Genomic DNA, 17,233 nt, shown 5'->3' with positions numbered 1-17,233 from the left:
CTAAAGAATGATTTCCGTATTGGATTTCATTCTTTTTTATGTGGTGAAAAAGGGTAAAAACGCTTTTTGTTGAAGATAATTACATAGGACTGCTGTACATATGTTTGTGATAAATGATTAAGCGTGGTATAAGTGTAAATGAATTTTATTCGGGAATCTAAACGCTATAAAGGAAGTGAACGTATGTCAAAAATCGTGATTATAGAAGATACAGAAACGATAAGAGAAGAATTGAAAAGCTTTTTAAACACATATGGATTTGAGGCAATTGCACCGACAAACTTTGAAAATATTATTCAAGAAACGCTAAACGAAGCACCGGACCTTATTTTGCTGGACATTAACTTACCCATTTTTGATGGTTACTATATTTGCAGAGAAATAAGGAAGCAATCGGATGTGCCGATCATTGTCGTGACGAGCAGGGATAATGAAATGGATGAACTGATAAGTATGAATTTAGGCGCGGATGATTTTATTACAAAACCTTATAACACTCAGATTCTTTTGGCGAGAATTGAAACCATTTTAAGAAGAGTTCAGGGGTCAAGTATGCGGGATACCCTTGTTTATAATGACTTAAAGCTCAATTTATCCAACGGTTCTGTTATTTATAAAGGGGAGAAGGCAGAGCTCACTAAAAATGAAATCAAAATACTTTCCTGCCTATATAAAAACAAAGGAAAAATCGTATCAAGGGACGATCTAATGGATTTTATGTGGAACGCAGATGTCTTTGTAGATGATAATAACTTGTCGGTCAATGTCACCAGATTAAGAAAAAAACTCGAAGCGTTAGGTATGGAGAAAAATATCGAAACGAGACGGGGGTTAGGATATATACTTCCATGACATTTAAAGAATATGTTAAAGACAGAACAGTTTTCGTACTCATTAATGTCATCTTATTTATCATTATTGGCGGCATTATGGTACTTGTCAGGATGAATGTCCAAACAGTTTTTCTTGTTTTCTGTATTTGGTTTTTCCCTCTCATCACATATGTATTGATCGAATATTTTAAGCAGAAAATATTTTATAATGAATTAACTAGCATCATAGAAAATTTAGATCAGAAATATTTGCTGCCGGAAGTTATGAAAGAACCTGAAACTGTGGAAGGTAAGGCATTGTATGAGGTATTGCGTCAGGCAAATAAAGATATGCATGAGCATGTAAAAAGTTATCGGGATCGGGAAAATGAGTATAGGGAATATATTGAAACATGGATACATGAAATTAAAACACCCATTGCCTCAACACGGCTGATCATTGAAAATAATCAAAGTAGCGTTACTCGAAATATTAAAGAGGAAGTTAAGAAGATTGAAGAATATATCGAGCAGGTTCTCTATTATTCAAGAAGTAACAATGTGAGCAAGGATTACCTCATAAAAGAGGTTTCTTTAGTTGATCTTGTAAGAAGTGTTATAAAAAGAAATTCAAGAGACTTTATTAGTAAAGGGATTTCGATTAATCTTGAAGAAGTTGAAGGGACTGTTTTCAGTGATGCAAAATGGCTGGAGTTTATCTTAAATCAGCTGATCGGGAATGCAATTAAGTATATCCGTGAACGTGATGGAAAGGTGATCATCCATACGGTCAGAAATGAAAATAATATTGTCCTTACGATTGAGGATAACGGTATAGGGATTACAGAAAAGGATTTACATCGGGTTTTTGAAAAGGGGTTTACCGGGGAAAATGGACGGAAATTCGGGAAATCTACCGGTATCGGGCTTTATTTATGTAAAAAACTCGTAGATCAGCTTGGCCTAGGACTTACAATCACGTCAAATATGGGCGAAGGAACAAAGGTGAGTATTATTTTCCCTTTAGCCAGTGGGAACTTCATACAGTAATACAACATAGAATAGCGGATTTATAGAGATTGTTCATTACAATAGCTATAGATCCGTTTTTCAATTATTAGGGAATCATTATCGCATTGTAAATCCCTTAAACTAAAAATTTTATTTGCGTCTAGGCTAAAGCGCCAACTCCTTGGCCATTTCGGCCCCTCGTGCAAAAGTGATGGTACGTTTACTTTTGCGTCGGGACCTCCAATGGCTGGCGGAGTTAATCGGGCGCTTTAGCGCTTTTGTTTATAATCTTGCAAAAATGTCACTTTAATAAAATATAAACCAATATGTCTTCCCCAGAGCTATTGATAAGATACAGTTAGAAATCAATTAGGGGGAATAAAAAATGAAAAAAGCTATTCCAATAGTATTAGGAATCTTTCTGTTAGGTCTTGGAATTTTCCTGGTGTATGAATATGCGACAGAACCAAAAATTGTAGAAGGTGTCATGTCAAAAGCGATTGATGAAAAAGGCAAACCTTCTGATATAACGAATATGTTTACACAAGGGGAAACAGTTTATTTTTCCGCAAAGAAAAACCGATTCTGGATTAATGAAGCCGAAATCGTTTGGTATAAAGGCGAAATAAAACGAGAGAATCGATTTTTAGTGGAGGAAGAAGTACTTGTGAACGATGCAAAATATTACACTGCCGAGCTATCTGTTCCGGAAGGTCTTGAAGAAGGGCACTACGGTGTCACGATATATGTAAAAGGGAAAAAAATTATGGAAACATATGCCGAATTTGATGTGAAAAAATAGATGTATCTTGGAGGAAAAGCATGCAACCGATATTAAGCGTAGAAAAAATCGAAAAATACTATGGAAATAAAGGCAATATTACAAAAGCAATTGATAATATCAGCTTTAAAGTCAATGAAGGTGAGTTTTTAGGAATCATGGGTCCTTCCGGGAGCGGAAAGACAACACTGCTGAATTGTATTTCGACAATTGATCATGTCACAACGGGAAAAATTATTATCAATGATCAGGATATTACGACTTTGAAGAAGAAAGGCCTTGAAGCTTTCAGACGTGACGAGTTAGGTTTTATCTTTCAGGATTTTAACCTGCTGGATACGCTGACAGCTTATGAAAACATCGCTTTGGCGCTGACGATTCAAAAAAGAGAAGCAAAGGAAATCGATCAACTCATTAAAGCCGTTGCACAAAAGCTTGATATTTCCAGCATCCTTAGCAAGTTTCCATTTCAACTGTCAGGGGGGCAAAAGCAAAGGGTCGCTTGTGCAAGAGCGATTGTTACGGAACCTTCCCTTATCTTAGCCGATGAACCAACGGGTGCACTTGATTCGAAATCATCACGATTATTGTTGGATTCCTTTGAAAAGCTGAATAAAGAATACCAGTCAACAATTTTGATGGTTACCCATGACTCGTTTACGGCAAGTTATGCCAATAGGATATTGTTTATTAAAGACGGTAAAATCTTTAATGAACTCTTGCGCGGAAATGATACGAGAAAGGAATTCTTCAATAAAATCATTGAAGTGGTGACTTTACTTGGAGGCGATGTCGGCAATGTTCTCTAAAATCGCAATCAATAATGTTAAAAGAAGCTTTAAGGATTATTCAATCTATTTTCTGACATTAACTCTAGGAGTGTGTATATTTTACAGTTTCAACTCTCTTGACTCTCAAAATGCTATCCAGGAAATGAACAAAAATACTGTTTTTCGTGAATCATTGGAATTGCTTATGTCTGGAACATCAGTGTTTGTATCAGTTATTCTTGGAGGTTTGATTGTATACGCCAATAACTTTTTGATCAAAAAGCGGAAAAGAGAACTTGGCTTATACATGACATTAGGTATGTCAAAAGGGAAAATCTCGAGAATTTTAATCGTCGAAACTCTCCTGATCGGTGTAGTTTCTTTAATTGCGGGAATTGGACTTGGGATTATTGTATCGCAGGGCCTGTCGGTGCTGACGGCAAACATCTTGTCTATGGATCTTGATAAATATAAGTTTGTTTTTTCACTTGGAGCCATGATGAAATCGATTGTCTACTTTGGCATCATCTATTTACTTGTCATAATTTTCAACCAGTTTACGATTTCCAAACACAAACTGATCGATATGTTAAATGCTTCAAAACGTAATGAAGAAGTAAAGCTGAAAAATCCTTTCGTATCAGTGCTAACCTTTATTTTATCAGTAGCATTTCTGATATTCGCATATATGAGAATCCTAGAGACAGGTTTAAATGCTGAAGGTACGGATCTGATAATTACGATCTTAATGGGGATCTTCGGAACGCTCCTATTCTTTTTCAGCCTATCGAGCTTCTTTATACAAATTGCGCAAAAGAATAAGGGATTCTATTTTAAAGATATAAATATTTTTGTCTTAAGACAAATAAACAATAAGGTCAACACGAACTTTCTTTCGATGACAATTATCAGTCTAATGCTTTTTTTAACTATTTCACTCATCTTTACCGCGTTTGATTTAAAAGGAACGATTGATAAAAATTCAGCAAATACTTCTCCTTTTGATGCTTCGGCATTTCTTGTTGTTAATCAAGAGGAAGAGGATCCTGCGGTAAATGATATTGAAGCTTATTTAAACAATATTGACTTTACATTTGAAGCATATGAAAAACATGCCTTCTTTGATGAATATCTTCTTGATTTAACGCTTGAGGATCTGTTATCAAAGTATTTAAGCGACCAGGAACAGATTGCTATACAGGAAAATTACATGTATGGTCCGGTATCTGCACTAAAAATATCGGATTATAATGCAATTATCAATCTGAAGGGGCAAGAGTCTGTTGATTTAAAGGAAGACGAAATACTCGTTGTATCAACCTATGGCGAGATGATTCAAGCTTTGCCTGAGTATATGAAAAATGAAGAAAATATTATCATTGAGGATAAAGCATATACAATAAAAAATGATGTGCCTATTGAAGAAAATATAAGAATTAACAAGGGCATTAACTTCTTTTATCTTATCATTCCTGATAATTTTACAGGAAACCTTCAATTAGAGTACACAAGTTTTAACGTAATATATGAAGATCGCTACATTGAAAAATCAGAAGAGAAATTTTCAAACCTGTTTAATGACCTTGATAAAGATAAATATAGAACCATTAATCCGGGATTTGTCATCGGAAGTACAAAAGATCAGATTAAAGAGCAGGAAAATGGTTCAGCGGCATTATTTATATTCCTTGGTCTGTTTTTAGGGCTCATCTTTATTATATCGAGCGCGGCCGTAATGGCATTGCAGCAGTTATCTGACGCAAGTGACAGTCTGGAACGATATAAGTCGTTAAAAAAAATAGGTGTCACGGATAAATTAATTAACGAGGCAATATTAAGACAGTGCCTCATTTATTTTTTACTCCCTTTAGGTCTGGCTGTCATTCATTCCATTGTCGGAATCAAGGCGGTAAGCGGAATGTTCCATTTCAACTACGATAGTGTACTGATTAGCTCAATAATTCTTGTCATAATTTATAGCGGATATTTTTATGCGACTTATGTGGGCGTGAAGAATATCGTTAAAGGTAGTAACTAATAAAAAATCGCTGAATTTAATACAAAGTAAGACGAAGCAGAAATACCATTGGATAAGAAGAACTAAATAAGGAACGGATAGCACTCAGCAAAAAATGCCATTTTTCTCTCAGAGAAAAATGGCATTTGGGTTATGTCCTGCCCCTATGCTGTTTTATAGCGGTTATGAATTAATATCTAGAATCACTTTCTCCAAGAATTCACCCATGCGTTTAACAGTTGACTCTGAAAAGTCAAAATCGACGCCGGTTTCTTTATAAATCGCTGCAATGGATTGATTGTAATCGGCACTTGCACCTTTTTTATAAAATTCGACAGCTTGCTGAGGATTCTGTTGATATTTTTCAAGTAATTGAAGAGCACCGAGCATTGACATCGAGTATTCAATATCATAGAAAGGGTATTGAATGAAGTGTAGGGTACCGATCCAGCTCATGCCAATTACCTCTTCAAAACCGGTCGTATCAACTGGGTTCAACCCGTAACGTTTTGAAATTTCATAGAATTTCTCATCACGTTCCTGTGCTGTATGTTGAGGATTTGTATACATCCAGTGCTGGAAAAGGTCTCCTGATAATGGGCCGAATAACATCGTAAATGCCCGCCTCAGTTCTTCACGTTGTGCGCTTTTGAATTCCTCTTCTTCCGGATAAAATAGATTAAATTTATCCAATAATAACAATTCCATTCCGTGTGAATACAATTCAGCTATTTCCGCCCGCCACTGGAATTCTTCAATTGGACCTTGTTCTGAAGCTTGGAGGTAACCATTCACCGCATGCCCCATCTCATGGATTAAAGCAATGAGCGAGAAGAAGGAAGGACTAAAGTTTGCAAAAACAAATGTATCACCGGAAACAGGTAACGGGACACAGAAACCACCCGGACTTTTACCTTTACGGTCTCCAAGATCAAGTAATCCATGTTCTCTCATGTACTGCAAACGGTCTGAAAAATACGGGTCGGTCTTTCCTAACATTTCAGCAACCCCGTCCAAAAGCACTGATGTCTCTGCGTAAGGAGGATTTTTCAACAGTTTTGCAGTGTTATCCCAAGGCCGATATGTTTCGACACCAAGTTTAGACTTGAAAACATCTGCAAGCCTGTTCCAAGCCGGGATAATATGCTTTTCAACATTTTCATGAAAGTCGTAACAATCTTCAATACTGTACTCACGGTTTTTTGCGACAAACATATAATCACGGTAATTTTCAAATCCGGCATTGATTGCGATTTGGTGGCGTAGTTGAACGAGTTCATCCATGAGCGCATCCGTATCCGGCTTAATTTGACGGTAAGCAGCTCTAATTAAATGATAAGCTTTTTCCCGAACGTTTCTGTCCAAATTGTCAAGCTGCGATTCGATAAAAGGGAAAGGTTTTTCCTCTCCGTCCCATTCCACAGTGAGACCACCCATAATTTCACTGTACTTTGTGCATAGTTCTTGTTCCTTAACTAATAGAGGGATATTCTCATTTCTAAACAGTTTCACTTTTGACTCACGAAAACGTTTCATTAAGCCGTAATGATTTTCATCCAACTCATTGAAATAAGGGGATTCACAGCATTTATCATTTAACTTTGCCTCGTATGTCATTAAAAGAGGCTGAATGACTTGCTGATCCTGAAGGTAGGTTGATTTGATATGCGGATCTTCTGTATTTCGGTAGAAGTCGACAAGATGGCCTGTTAACGCCTCTTCGATTTCAAAGCGTATATTTTTTTCATCCTCGATCCAATTCTCCAGATCATGGATGGATTCAATTGAAACATCAAGTAAACGTTGAAACTGGGCTTCAATCCCTTCGATATCTTTCAAATCAATTAATTCTTTGTAATAGTTAATACTCTTCGTTTGAGACATGAATAATTCTCCCTTTACCTTCAGATTATTTTGACTAATGAATTAATTATATTATAGATTGCTGGTCATTCATTCTTTTTTTGAAAATAAATTACTAAATAATAAGAGGATGAAGAGAACAGTTTGTAAAAGAAGAAACAAAAGGATAACATGGTCTCATTGGAAATCGATCGGTAAAAGGAGTTCTTGTCATGATTTCAAGAGAATTGCTTGAAAAGAATCAAGTAACGATATATATCATAACTTTACTATTGGCCGGAATTACAGGATTGAATTTTCTGGAGTTTCAAAATGAATTGGAAAAATTAATCCCGTTTATCCTTGGCATATTAATGTACAGTATGTTTGTTCAAATTCCATTTGCAGCTTTAAAAGAATCTTTTTCAAACCGGCTTTTCTTTTACGCACTCTGTATAGTCAATTTTATTGCGGTTCCGGTTGTCGTATGGACCCTGACGTTCTTTCTTCCAGATTATCCGCCACTACTTTTAGGCGTTTATCTTGTTTTACTCACTCCATGTATAGATTATGTCATAGTATTTACAATGCTTGGCAAGGGGAATGAAAAAGCGATGCTCAGTGCCACACCCTTTCTTTTTGTTGCACAAATGCTGTTACTGCCGTTTTATTTATGGTTGTTTATCGGCGAACAAGCGGCAAATATAGTAGAAGTGGCTCCATTTTTTGAAGCGTTTGTCTCATTTATTGTTTTTCCATTAGTTGTTGCACTTATTGTACAAATTTCATCAAAAGAGGGCGGTCGTGGTTATGAGATATCTTCGTGGCTTCCGGTACCATTTATGGCTTTAACTCTTTTTGTAATTGTTGCATCACAAATCGGCAAATTGTCGGGTTCATTTGAATGGATTTTAAAAGTAATCCCCATCTACATAGCATTTATGATCATTATGCCTTTCATCTCAAAGATCATCGCGAAAAGGCTTCAGCTGGATATCCGGACAGGCCGTGCATTGATCTTTAGCGGATCGACACGTAATTCACTTGTTGTATTACCGTTTGCACTTGCAATGCCTGAGGAAATCCGATCGCTCGTTGTGGCGATTATTGTCACCCAGACACTTGTTGAAATTGTGGGGGAGCTTATCTATATTCGCATCATTCCACTTATCATCTTGCGTGATGAATAGAGAAGCACTTTATTAGCTATTGTCCGTTAGCTGTTTTACAATTTTGAAAAGAAGGGTCAAACTGCGCGTTTTGTGTAGTATAATCTTCATTACTATGTATTTTAAATAGAAAAGGAGTTTTAGCATGAAAATCGAGGACTGGTTAAATAAAGAAACATCAACAATCGCTAATAAGCTAATCGACTATAACAAAAAACATATTGAAGTTGAAAAATCGATTGGATTCACTGGCCGTGATCAAATCCATCATATATTGGATAGTTTTTATGAAGTTTTCTTCCCGACGATTTATAATCAAGGTGTTGTCGATGAAACACGTACATTGATGAAACTGAATAATAATCTTCGTCAATCAGCGTTGGATTTGCGTGATATTATCGAGAAAGTATTAATCTACCAAAACTTTGATAATTGTGATGGCCAATGCCGAGAAAAAGCGGATCATGTTGTAATGAAGTTAATGGACCGTTTCCCTGAAATCCGTGAAACAATTCAAACAGATATCCAGGCTGCATATAACGGAGATCCTGCTGCTACATCAACGGAAGAAATCATGTTAAGCTACCCGTCTATACGTGCTGTATTTATCCATCGTATTGCACATGAACTGTATAAAATGGATGTCACAATCGTTCCGCGTATCATGTCTGAATATGCACACCAGTTAACAGGAATCGATATTCATCCAGGTGCCAAGATCGGCCATTCGTTTTTCATTGACCACGGCACAGGTGTCGTTGTTGGAGAAACGTGCACAATCGGCAACAATGTTAAAATCTATCAAGGTGTAACGTTAGGTGCATTAAGTTTCCCGCTTGATGAAAACGGTAACCCGATTAAAGGTGTAAAACGTCATCCAAATATTGAGGATAATGTTGTCATTTACGCTGGAGCTACAATTTTAGGCGGGAAAACGACAATTGGTCATGACACGGTGCTTGGCAGTAATATTTGGCTGACATATTCGGTGCCGCCATATTCACGTGTTTATAATTCACAGCCATCTCCGAATATTAGCAATAGTAAAGAAGTTGTAATCGAATACGAAATTTAATCGGAAAAAAGAATATGTTGAACGGACGGTATGGAGTCATATAACTTCATTCCGTTTTCTAGAAAGATTCTATTATGGCGTTAATAGGGATTAAAGAATGTGCCATGGAAGAAAGGAAAGCAGGTGTAACCATTAAAAAGGATACACCTGCTTATTCATTACTTAATATATTTATTGCTCACCAGCACATCCTGAAGCAGCTCTGTCGGAATTTCAAATGTTACAAGTCCCATAAAGCCTGGTGCTGCTTCATATTCATCAAAGGAGATCACAAGCTTACCTGCTTCTGTAATATAGAAGTTTTGCTCAGGTGAAATGCCTTCAAAGACACCAAATGATTCGTCATGCCATTCAGTTCCGCCTACCCAGTACATTTCATCACCTTTCGTTTCAATCATTTTCCTGCGCATTTCATCTTCCAAATAGCGACTGATAATTTCTACGTAGCGATCGTCTTTAAACAGACTCGGTAATGTAATGACCGTTTCCGCCTGTTTATCAATCGTAGTGTACTGCATAACAGATGAAGAGGAGGCGACAATAACTTCTACATAACGACCGACTGACAATATTTCATCGGTATCTGTTTCGATAACGTAGCCGCTGTTCACTGCCATATTTCCAGCTTCCATTTCCTCAATATCCGTCTTGAACTGCTCATAAAGTATTTTACCTTCCTGAGCGTATTTTTCGTTCAATGCTTCGATGTCAGCAGAAGAACCAGAAATTTGAGGCACTTGGATATCAGCTGTATATTCATCCTTGACCATTTCATATTCTGTAAATGTAAGCACCTTGACGACTTGACCGATGACTGGTACATCAGCCAAATTTTTCGCCATCGCAGGATTTGTATTAAGGCCTACTGTAAACAGTATTGCCGCCGCAGCAACAGATGTTAAAAAAAGAGGCAGTCTACGTTTTCTCTTCATAGGAGGTCGTTGCAGATTTTTTTCAATCATCATCTCAAGTTCCTGTGGAATCGGTATATCCTTATATTGTGTGTGTAGCTTTTTTAATTTATCATTCATGATTTAAATCTCCTCCGTTTCAAGCTCAATTTTTAATAGCTTTAACGCTCTATAAAGTCTTGATTTCGCCGTGCTTAGAGGAATCGTCAAAATGTGCGCGACGTCTTCGATTTTCAGATCCTCAAAATAGCGCAGCACTACCACCTCACGCAGCTGTAGAGGTAAACGATGCAATGCCTGCTGTAAATCAAGATTGAGGTATGAATCTTCCTCAGATAATAGCAGAAGGGAATCGTCCCCAATGAGCTCGACCCGCTTTTGTTTACGTAGTAAATCAATCGCTGTTCGGACTAAAATCGTATAAAACCAGCTTTTCATCTGATCACGGTTTGTCAGTTTCTCAAGTGCAAGCCAACCTTTTTGAATACTGTCCTGCACGACATCGAGTGCATCCTGCTCGTTTTTTGTATAGCTATATGCCAGTAAATATAGCGAATTTTGCTGCGTCCGGATAAATGTAATAAATGCATTTTCTAATTCTTCAATCATTATTTGAAGCTCCTTTTTTACTCTGTCGACAATTATAAGACGAATGATGGTAGGTGGAAAGTTTAAAAGGGTGAAACTTTTTAATAAAATACCATTCTATACACTTGTATTCACCAATTTATGAAGAAGAGGTACCCCCCACATAAGCAGCCGATGCAATTACAATCCTTCAAAACACCAATAAAGAAAAAAATTATAAGAACCACTTGACGTTTGTAAAATCCTTTGTTATATTTATCTCAAGTTCGAGATATTTAATTTCGGAATTTATTTTTGTGATATATCTTGAAATCGAGATAAAATGGAGGAGAATTTAAAATGACAACATTTACAGTCGATCAAACGCATTCAACAATCGGTTTTGAAGTAAAACACATGATGGTATCAAAAGTAAAAGGTCAATTCAATGACTATACTGCTAATGTAAAAGCAGAGGATTTAACGGATTTAACGACAGCGACAATTAACTTTGAACTGGATGTAGCAAGCATCAATACAAGTAACGAAGACCGCGATAACCATTTGAAATCTGCAGACTTCTTCAATGCAGAAGAATTTACGAAAATCAAATTTGCTGCTACGAACATTGCGAAAGACGGCGATGACTATAAAGTAACTGGTGACTTAACAATAAAAGACGTAACAAAGCCGGTAACATTTGATGTGGAATACGGTGGTAAAGGTACGAACCCATGGGGCGTAGAAGTATACGGTTTTGAAGCGGAAACAAAGATTAATCGTGAAGATTTCGGATTAACTTGGAATGCTGCTTTAGAAACAGGTGGTGTACTCGTAGGGAAAGATATCAAAATTAAAGTAGAGTTAGAATTTAACCCTGCTGCTTAAAATTTGAAGGCATTTATAAGGATAAATTGTCAGCAAAACGGCAATAATGATTTACGTTACTGATAAGAATGCATAATAGTACAAAATTAAAATTTGAGGCAAAAACTTCAATTCTTTATATGCATACCTAAATCAATCTATTAAAACCCTCAAATTTTTAATTGATATCTTATTTCGAGATAATTGAAGGAGTGTAAAAAATGGGATTCATCAGTAAACTATTTGGAAATAAGAAAATGGAGGAAACAAAAATGGAAAAATTAAACATTGGTATTATTTTAGGATCAACTCGTGAAGGCCGTGTAAGCCCTCAAGTAGGTGCATGGGTAAAAGAAATCGCGGATAAACGCGGAGACGCGAACTATACAATTATTGATATCGCGGACTTCAAACTACCATTGCTAGGCGAACCTGGTGGGGATGCGTCAGGTGCTGCCGGCTGGTCTGAAGCAATCGCAAAACAAGACGGTTTCGTATTCATTGTTCAGGAATACAACCATTCAATTACAGGCGCACTGAAAAATGCATTAGACTACTTACGTGAAGAGTGGAACAATAAAGCAGCTGGTATTGTATCTTACGGTTCTGTAGGAGGAGCGCGCGCTACTGAACATTTACGCGGTATTCTAGGGGAATTATTGGTTGCGGATGTACGTGTACACCCGGCATTATCATTATTTACGGACTTCGAAAACGGAACAGACTTTAAACCAGCTGTCCACCAACAAAACTCAGTTAATGAAATGTTAGACCAAGTAATTCCATGGTCAAAAGCTTTAAAAACAATTCGTTAATTAACAATCATCGGTCTAGCACATGTTATTTCATGTGCTAGACTAATTACATAAAAATTGGACAGAGTGTTTTATCAAATAGAATATTGTGTTCAGTTTTTACGAATGGAGGAAATGAATATGAAAAAACATACAACGGGTATTCATCATATTACAGCAATCGTCGGTCATCCTCAGGAAAATGTCGATTTCTATGCAGGTGTTCTCGGATTACGACTTGTAAAAAAAACAGTCAATTTCGACGACCCGGAAACATATCATCTATATTTCGGGAATGAAGGCGGGGAGCCAGGGACAATCATTACATTCTTCCCTTGGCCGGCAGCATATAAAGGCAAAATCGGCGATGGTCAAGTTGGCGTGACGACATACTTGGTGCCTGTGGGAGCAATGGACTTCTGGAAAGAACGGTTAACAAAATTCAATATACTATTTAAAGAAGAAACGAGATTTGAAGAGAACTATCTACAGTTCGACGATCCACATGGACTGCATTTAGAAATTGTTGAACGTGATGGGGGTTCAACAAATGGCTGGACGTTTGGTGGAATCACTGCGGATGTAGCAATCAAAGGCTTTGGAGGTGCAATTTTATATTCATTGCAGCCAGAACAAACAATCAATACATTAGTTGACGTAATGGGACTTGAAGAGATTGGCCGTGAAGGAGACTTTGTACGACTAAAAGCAACAGCATCAATTGGCAATATTGTCGACGTAAAAATGACGGTCGGCAATCGTGGGGCAATGGGTGTAGGAACGGTACACCATATTGCATGGCGTGCAAACGACGATCAAGATCATAAAGAATGGCAGGAATACGCGTTGGATAAAGGTCAGCATGTAACGGAAATAAAAGACCGCAATTATTTCAATGCTGTTTACTTCCGTGAGTCGGGTGAAATTTTATTCGAAATCGCGACAGACCCACCAGGATTTGCGCATGATGAAACACCGGAAACAATGGGCGAGCAGCTAAAGTTGCCGATACAATATGAAACCTACCGAGACCGTCTGGAAAACTCTCTGTTCCCGATTAAAGTGAGAGAGCTAGATTAATAGTGTGACACAATGAAAAGGGGTTTACTCAGTCTTACTTGAGTAGACCCCTTTTATAATTAAAGTAATTTTGCCATATATAGTTCACTTACATATTGTCCGTCAATAAGTAAAGAATTGCTTTTTACACCTTCAACTTCAAACCCCATTTTCTTATAAAGATGGACAGCTTGTTCATTATGTTCAATGACCGTTAATTCCAGTCGGTGGAGCTGCACCTGTTTTGCCCACTGAATCATATGGGCGAACAAAGCGGTACCGACCCCTTTACCGCGACTTTTACTATGTACACCGACAGCAATTTGAGCTCGGTGAGAAGTGCGGGATAACGTTTCCGCTTTTAAAAGGAGATACCCTAAAATCTCATCCTGATGCTCTGCGATAAAGAAACCGGATGTTGGTGTTTGGTTAATGGAATTGATTAACTTGCTTAAAGCAGCTGGTGCCATGTTTCTTTCATCCGGTGCAAAGAGCATAAATCCGGACTGTTCTGCATCTTTCATCACTGCAAGTATTTGTGATGTATCACTTTCGTTCGCTTTTCTGACTATACTTTCTTCACCGATTTTGTTCATCTAATTCACCTCTATTTTATTGTAATAAAATTATATCATTTCCAGAATATATAAACTAAAATTAATTATAATGAAATTCAAAGGGGACTAAATATGAAATTATTAAAAAACGGGTTTATCGTCAATATGGAAACAGGGGAGTTTAGTAGGCAGGATCTTTATATTGATAATAATGAAATCATAAAAATAGCTCCCAATATTCAAATGGATGATGTAGAAGTAATTGATTGTACGAATAAATGGCTAATTCCTGGATTGATTGATATGCATGTGCATATCAAAAAGCATTTTGCCAATTACTTTACAGCAGCAGGTATTACAACGGTTCGCAATACTGCAGGAAGCATTATTGAACTTAAACCATTTATCGATGCGAATGGGAGTAAAATGGAGCCGCGCGTTATTTCTGCAGATCGTATGATTGACGGACCTCCAGGGTTATGGGGAGATGATACTGCCTATAACATTAATGTCGACAATGCAGATCTTGCAAAACAGGAAGTAGCGCGGCAAGTAGAGCTTGGTGCACATTTTATTAAAGTTTACGGCTGGCTTGATCCGGAATATATGGAAGTAGTAGTAAGTGAAGCACGAAAACATAATTTAGAAGTAAGCAGTGATATATTATATTCAAAAAAAGTAGATGCACTTCATGCGGCAGACATAGGGATTGATTGGCTGGAACATGGCTCTGGTATAATTCAGGCGATGTATCCAGAATGGTCAATGGATGCACCGAAAGAAATCTGGGATTCAATACCTTGGGAACAGCCGGATGAACAATTGATAGAAAGTGTATGTAAAGAATTGTTAAAAAAGGATATTAAACTTTGTCCAACAATCGTTTTATATGACCAAATGCGATTAGCAGATCGCTATTGGACAACAACACATGAAGTTGTTCATCATATGGAAAATAGTGACTACTTATTTAAGCATTGGCCACAAGCTGTACAGGCAAAACAAGGACAGGTTACGTTTGGAACTCAAACGAAAACGATTCAAAAAATTGCCTATACCTATTATAAAATGGGCGGCACTGTCGTGACAGGTACAGATACTCCTGCGGGAAGCTTTACATATCCGGGCTTTGCGTTACACCGGGAGCTTCAGCTGTTTGTTGATGCCGGATTTACACCATTGGAAGCACTTCAGCAAGCAACATTGAATGCGGCAAAAGCATTGAAAATAGTCAATTTAGGAGATTTAAAAGAAGGTTATATCGCAGATTTTTTAATATTGAATGAAAATCCATTGCGTAATATAGAAAACACAATGAAAATCGATCGTATTGTAAAGGATGGCAAACTGTATGCCATTGATGAGTTACTTGAAAATATTCCGACGGAGCAAGAGATAAACGATTATACCAAAGGATTAATTAAAACTTTTGAAGAACTAGGATTAAATGCAGGAAATTAGATATCATCAGGTTTAGTCTTGAGGGCAAGAGGGGAATTTCTATTATCGAATATGTTGTGAAGTATTTGGAGAAATTAAATGTAAGTAATTACACGTAAAGGGGCTCTAAAGTACATGAGAAATAACAACGATAAAGAAGTTTCGCGCCGTAACATGTGGTCAGGTATTTTGTTTGGTGTCGGTTTGATTGCCTTTATTGATGAAACCGTTTTTCACCAGTTATTAAGATGGCACCATTTCTACGATAAATCGACAACGGATATTGGGTTGATTTCCGATGGTATTTTTCATGCATTCAGCTGGTTTGCAACGATTGCAGGATTATTTTTATTTGCGGATCTGCGTCGGAGAAATGGCTTAATCTTTCAACGCTGGCTTGGAGGCGTATTACTAGGGATTGGAATATTCCAGTTGTATGACGGCCTTATTCAACATAAATGGATGCGAATTCACCAAATTCGTTATGTGGATAATGTCATCGTTTACGATATTGTATGGAATGTCAGTGCCTTTATCATTTTACTTATCGGTCTTTTTCTTTTATTCCGCACATCCCAAAACAGTAAATTAAAAGAGAAGACTGCAAATGAGTAGCCTGTACTTGTTGCATAGTCATAACCATGCTGAAATGAACCATTCGGCGCCTGTTATCAACATTCAACTATTGTTCGGATTATTGTTAATACTGTTATTTTCCGCATATATTATCGCTGTTTTCATAACGAACCAGCGCTATAAAAAATGGCCCGTTTTCCGTACAGTTTTCTGGACAATAGGGATCGGGTTTGCAATTGTCACCGTTGTCGGTCCGTTGGCAAGCAGCGCTCATACCAATTTTACGGCACATATGGTGAGTCACTTATTATTAAGCATGATCGCACCGATTTTTATGGCGATTGCCAAACCAATGACTTTACTGCTCAGAGCAGCAAACACAACATTAGCACGTAAGCTGACGTCCATTTTAAAAAGTCGTTTGCTAAAATTCATTTCGCATCCGATTACTGCCGCCGTCTTAAATGTAGGCGGACTATGGCTGTTATATACAACGAATTTATATACTTACATGCATGAAAATGCGTTTATTGCCTTATTTGTTCATTTCCATTTTTTCATTGCAGGGTATGTATTCACAATTTCCATAATATATTTCGATCCGGTCTACCATCAGTATTCCTACCGGTTCAGGGCAGCTGTTTTAATTGCTGCGATAGCCGGTCATGATATATTGTCGAAGTATATGTATGCGAATCCGCCGGCAGAAGTTTCACGGCAAGAAGCAGAGATGGGGAGTATGGTCATGTACTATGCAGGGGATTGGATTGAAGTGGTGCTCATTGTTATTTTTTGCTGGCAATGGTATAAATCGACGAAGCCGCGCAGAAGTGCTGCAGTTGAGTTCAATCGGGACGAACAGGTTGCTTTGTATGGAAAGGAAGGTTAGTCTTTAAGTCTTTTCAACTCCTTGTAACGGTAAAACTTTTATCACCCTCGACTAATACAAAAAAAAGCGCCGCAAATTTGCGGCGCTTTTTATTTG

The 17,233-nt window shown here is 37.4% G+C and carries 17 protein-coding genes; 13 read left to right on the top strand and 4 right to left on the bottom strand.

What is annotated here, in order from left to right:
- Positions 1 to 183 precede the first annotated feature (183 nt).
- From CBM15_RS13895 to CBM15_RS13875, 5 genes are all read left to right on the top strand, one after another.
- Positions 184 to 852, top strand: coding sequence for a response regulator transcription factor (locus tag CBM15_RS13895; protein WP_087617973.1), 669 nt, complete (start codon positions 184 to 186; stop codon positions 850 to 852).
- Positions 849 to 1,862, top strand: a complete 1,014-nt coding sequence (locus CBM15_RS13890; RefSeq protein ID WP_087617972.1) for a sensor histidine kinase — start codon at positions 849 to 851, stop codon at positions 1,860 to 1,862. The genes CBM15_RS13895 and CBM15_RS13890 overlap by 4 nt, the downstream gene beginning before the upstream one ends.
- A gap of 346 nt (positions 1,863 to 2,208) precedes the next feature.
- Positions 2,209 to 2,625, top strand: coding sequence for a hypothetical protein (locus tag CBM15_RS13885; protein ID WP_087617971.1), 417 nt, complete (start codon positions 2,209 to 2,211; stop codon positions 2,623 to 2,625).
- A gap of 20 nt (positions 2,626 to 2,645) precedes the next feature.
- On the top strand, positions 2,646 to 3,413 hold the full coding sequence (locus CBM15_RS13880) for an ABC transporter ATP-binding protein (protein WP_087617970.1): 768 nt from the start codon (positions 2,646 to 2,648) through the stop codon (positions 3,411 to 3,413).
- A gap of 166 nt (positions 3,414 to 3,579) precedes the next feature.
- Entirely contained in the window at positions 3,580 to 5,412 is a 1,833-nt protein-coding gene (locus CBM15_RS13875; RefSeq protein WP_239534904.1) for an FtsX-like permease family protein, read from the top strand.
- Between the two features lie 162 nt (positions 5,413 to 5,574).
- On the opposite strand, the gene CBM15_RS13870 is transcribed toward CBM15_RS13875, so the two are convergent.
- Positions 5,575 to 7,275: a M3 family oligoendopeptidase gene (locus CBM15_RS13870; protein WP_087617968.1), complete on the bottom strand. Its 1,701-nt coding sequence runs from the start codon at positions 7,273 to 7,275 to the stop codon at positions 5,575 to 5,577.
- A 191-nt stretch (positions 7,276 to 7,466) separates the two neighbouring features.
- Here CBM15_RS13870 and CBM15_RS13865 point away from each other — a divergent pair, with 191 nt between their 5' ends.
- Positions 7,467 to 8,423 (top strand): arsenic resistance protein, encoded by a 957-nt coding sequence (locus CBM15_RS13865; protein WP_087617967.1) that lies wholly within the window; start codon positions 7,467 to 7,469, stop codon positions 8,421 to 8,423.
- 124 nt (positions 8,424 to 8,547) lie between these two features.
- Positions 8,548 to 9,477: a serine O-acetyltransferase EpsC gene (epsC, locus tag CBM15_RS13860; protein WP_008408424.1), complete on the top strand. Its 930-nt coding sequence runs from the start codon at positions 8,548 to 8,550 to the stop codon at positions 9,475 to 9,477.
- A gap of 158 nt (positions 9,478 to 9,635) precedes the next feature.
- Here the strand turns inward: epsC and rsiV are convergent, their stop codons facing one another.
- Positions 9,636 to 10,508 carry an anti-sigma-V factor RsiV gene (gene rsiV, locus CBM15_RS13855; protein ID WP_087617966.1) on the bottom strand — a complete coding sequence of 291 codons (873 nt, stop codon included), beginning with the start codon at positions 10,506 to 10,508 and terminating at the stop codon, positions 9,636 to 9,638.
- Positions 10,509 to 10,511: 3 nt separating this feature from the next.
- Positions 10,512 to 10,997, bottom strand: coding sequence for an RNA polymerase sigma factor (locus CBM15_RS13850; protein ID WP_087617965.1), 486 nt, complete (start codon positions 10,995 to 10,997; stop codon positions 10,512 to 10,514).
- Positions 10,998 to 11,315: 318 nt separating this feature from the next.
- Here CBM15_RS13850 and CBM15_RS13845 point away from each other — a divergent pair, with 318 nt between their 5' ends.
- From CBM15_RS13845 to CBM15_RS13835, 3 genes are all read left to right on the top strand, one after another.
- Positions 11,316 to 11,843: a YceI family protein gene (locus tag CBM15_RS13845; RefSeq protein ID WP_087617964.1), complete on the top strand. Its 528-nt coding sequence runs from the start codon at positions 11,316 to 11,318 to the stop codon at positions 11,841 to 11,843.
- Positions 11,844 to 12,043: 200 nt separating this feature from the next.
- Complete coding sequence (locus tag CBM15_RS13840; RefSeq protein WP_087617963.1) at positions 12,044 to 12,637, top strand: NADPH-dependent FMN reductase; 594 nt, start codon at positions 12,044 to 12,046, stop codon at positions 12,635 to 12,637.
- Between the two features lie 120 nt (positions 12,638 to 12,757).
- A complete protein-coding gene (locus tag CBM15_RS13835; protein WP_087617962.1) occupies positions 12,758 to 13,696 on the top strand; it encodes a ring-cleaving dioxygenase in 939 nt (312 codons plus the stop codon).
- A 59-nt stretch (positions 13,697 to 13,755) separates the two neighbouring features.
- Here CBM15_RS13835 and CBM15_RS13830 read toward each other — a convergent pair whose 3' ends face one another.
- A complete protein-coding gene (locus tag CBM15_RS13830; RefSeq protein ID WP_087617961.1) occupies positions 13,756 to 14,271 on the bottom strand; it encodes a GNAT family N-acetyltransferase in 516 nt (171 codons plus the stop codon).
- 93 nt (positions 14,272 to 14,364) lie between these two features.
- On the opposite strand from CBM15_RS13830, the gene CBM15_RS13825 reads away from it, so the two are divergent.
- From CBM15_RS13825 to CBM15_RS13815, 3 genes are all read left to right on the top strand, one after another.
- Complete coding sequence (locus CBM15_RS13825) at positions 14,365 to 15,693, top strand: amidohydrolase family protein (RefSeq protein ID WP_087617960.1); 1,329 nt, start codon at positions 14,365 to 14,367, stop codon at positions 15,691 to 15,693.
- A gap of 114 nt (positions 15,694 to 15,807) precedes the next feature.
- On the top strand, positions 15,808 to 16,287 hold the full coding sequence (locus CBM15_RS13820) for a DUF2243 domain-containing protein (RefSeq protein WP_087617959.1): 480 nt from the start codon (positions 15,808 to 15,810) through the stop codon (positions 16,285 to 16,287).
- The gene (locus CBM15_RS13815) at positions 16,280 to 17,137 is read left to right on the top strand and encodes a cytochrome c oxidase assembly protein (protein ID WP_087617958.1); all 858 of its coding nucleotides are present in this window, start codon (positions 16,280 to 16,282) and stop codon (positions 17,135 to 17,137) included. Before CBM15_RS13820 ends, CBM15_RS13815 begins: the two co-directional genes overlap by 8 nt.
- Positions 17,138 to 17,233: the final 96 nt, after the last annotated feature.

The sequence above is a fragment of the Solibacillus kalamii genome (genome assembly GCF_002174535.1).
Classification (GTDB): domain Bacteria; phylum Bacillota; class Bacilli; order Bacillales_A; family Planococcaceae; genus Solibacillus; species Solibacillus silvestris.
The sequence above is the reverse complement of the archived record's forward strand: the minus strand, read 5'-3'. Positions and strand labels throughout refer to the sequence as shown.

Excerpts from the sequence above, each read along its gene's own strand:
- CBM15_RS13835 (WP_087617962.1), top strand. The coding sequence starts at position 12,758 with ATGAAAAAACATACAACGGGTATTCATCATATTACAGCAATCGTCGGT.
- rsiV (WP_087617966.1), bottom strand. The coding sequence starts at position 10,508 with ATGAATGATAAATTAAAAAAGCTACACACACAATATAAGGATATACCG.
- CBM15_RS13895 (WP_087617973.1), top strand. The coding sequence starts at position 184 with ATGTCAAAAATCGTGATTATAGAAGATACAGAAACGATAAGAGAAGAA.
- CBM15_RS13840 (WP_087617963.1), top strand. The coding sequence starts at position 12,044 with ATGGGATTCATCAGTAAACTATTTGGAAATAAGAAAATGGAGGAAACA.
- CBM15_RS13850 (WP_087617965.1), bottom strand. The coding sequence starts at position 10,997 with ATGATTGAAGAATTAGAAAATGCATTTATTACATTTATCCGGACGCAG.
- CBM15_RS13815 (WP_087617958.1), top strand. The coding sequence starts at position 16,280 with ATGAGTAGCCTGTACTTGTTGCATAGTCATAACCATGCTGAAATGAAC.
- CBM15_RS13865 (WP_087617967.1), top strand. The coding sequence starts at position 7,467 with ATGATTTCAAGAGAATTGCTTGAAAAGAATCAAGTAACGATATATATC.
- CBM15_RS13870 (WP_087617968.1), bottom strand. The coding sequence starts at position 7,275 with ATGTCTCAAACGAAGAGTATTAACTATTACAAAGAATTAATTGATTTG.
- CBM15_RS13820 (WP_087617959.1), top strand. The coding sequence starts at position 15,808 with ATGAGAAATAACAACGATAAAGAAGTTTCGCGCCGTAACATGTGGTCA.
- CBM15_RS13825 (WP_087617960.1), top strand. The coding sequence starts at position 14,365 with ATGAAATTATTAAAAAACGGGTTTATCGTCAATATGGAAACAGGGGAG.
- CBM15_RS13885 (WP_087617971.1), top strand. The coding sequence starts at position 2,209 with ATGAAAAAAGCTATTCCAATAGTATTAGGAATCTTTCTGTTAGGTCTT.
- CBM15_RS13875 (WP_239534904.1), top strand. The coding sequence starts at position 3,580 with ATGTCTGGAACATCAGTGTTTGTATCAGTTATTCTTGGAGGTTTGATT.
- CBM15_RS13845 (WP_087617964.1), top strand. The coding sequence starts at position 11,316 with ATGACAACATTTACAGTCGATCAAACGCATTCAACAATCGGTTTTGAA.
- epsC (WP_008408424.1), top strand. The coding sequence starts at position 8,548 with ATGAAAATCGAGGACTGGTTAAATAAAGAAACATCAACAATCGCTAAT.
- CBM15_RS13880 (WP_087617970.1), top strand. The coding sequence starts at position 2,646 with ATGCAACCGATATTAAGCGTAGAAAAAATCGAAAAATACTATGGAAAT.
- CBM15_RS13890 (WP_087617972.1), top strand. The coding sequence starts at position 849 with ATGACATTTAAAGAATATGTTAAAGACAGAACAGTTTTCGTACTCATT.
- CBM15_RS13830 (WP_087617961.1), bottom strand. The coding sequence starts at position 14,271 with ATGAACAAAATCGGTGAAGAAAGTATAGTCAGAAAAGCGAACGAAAGT.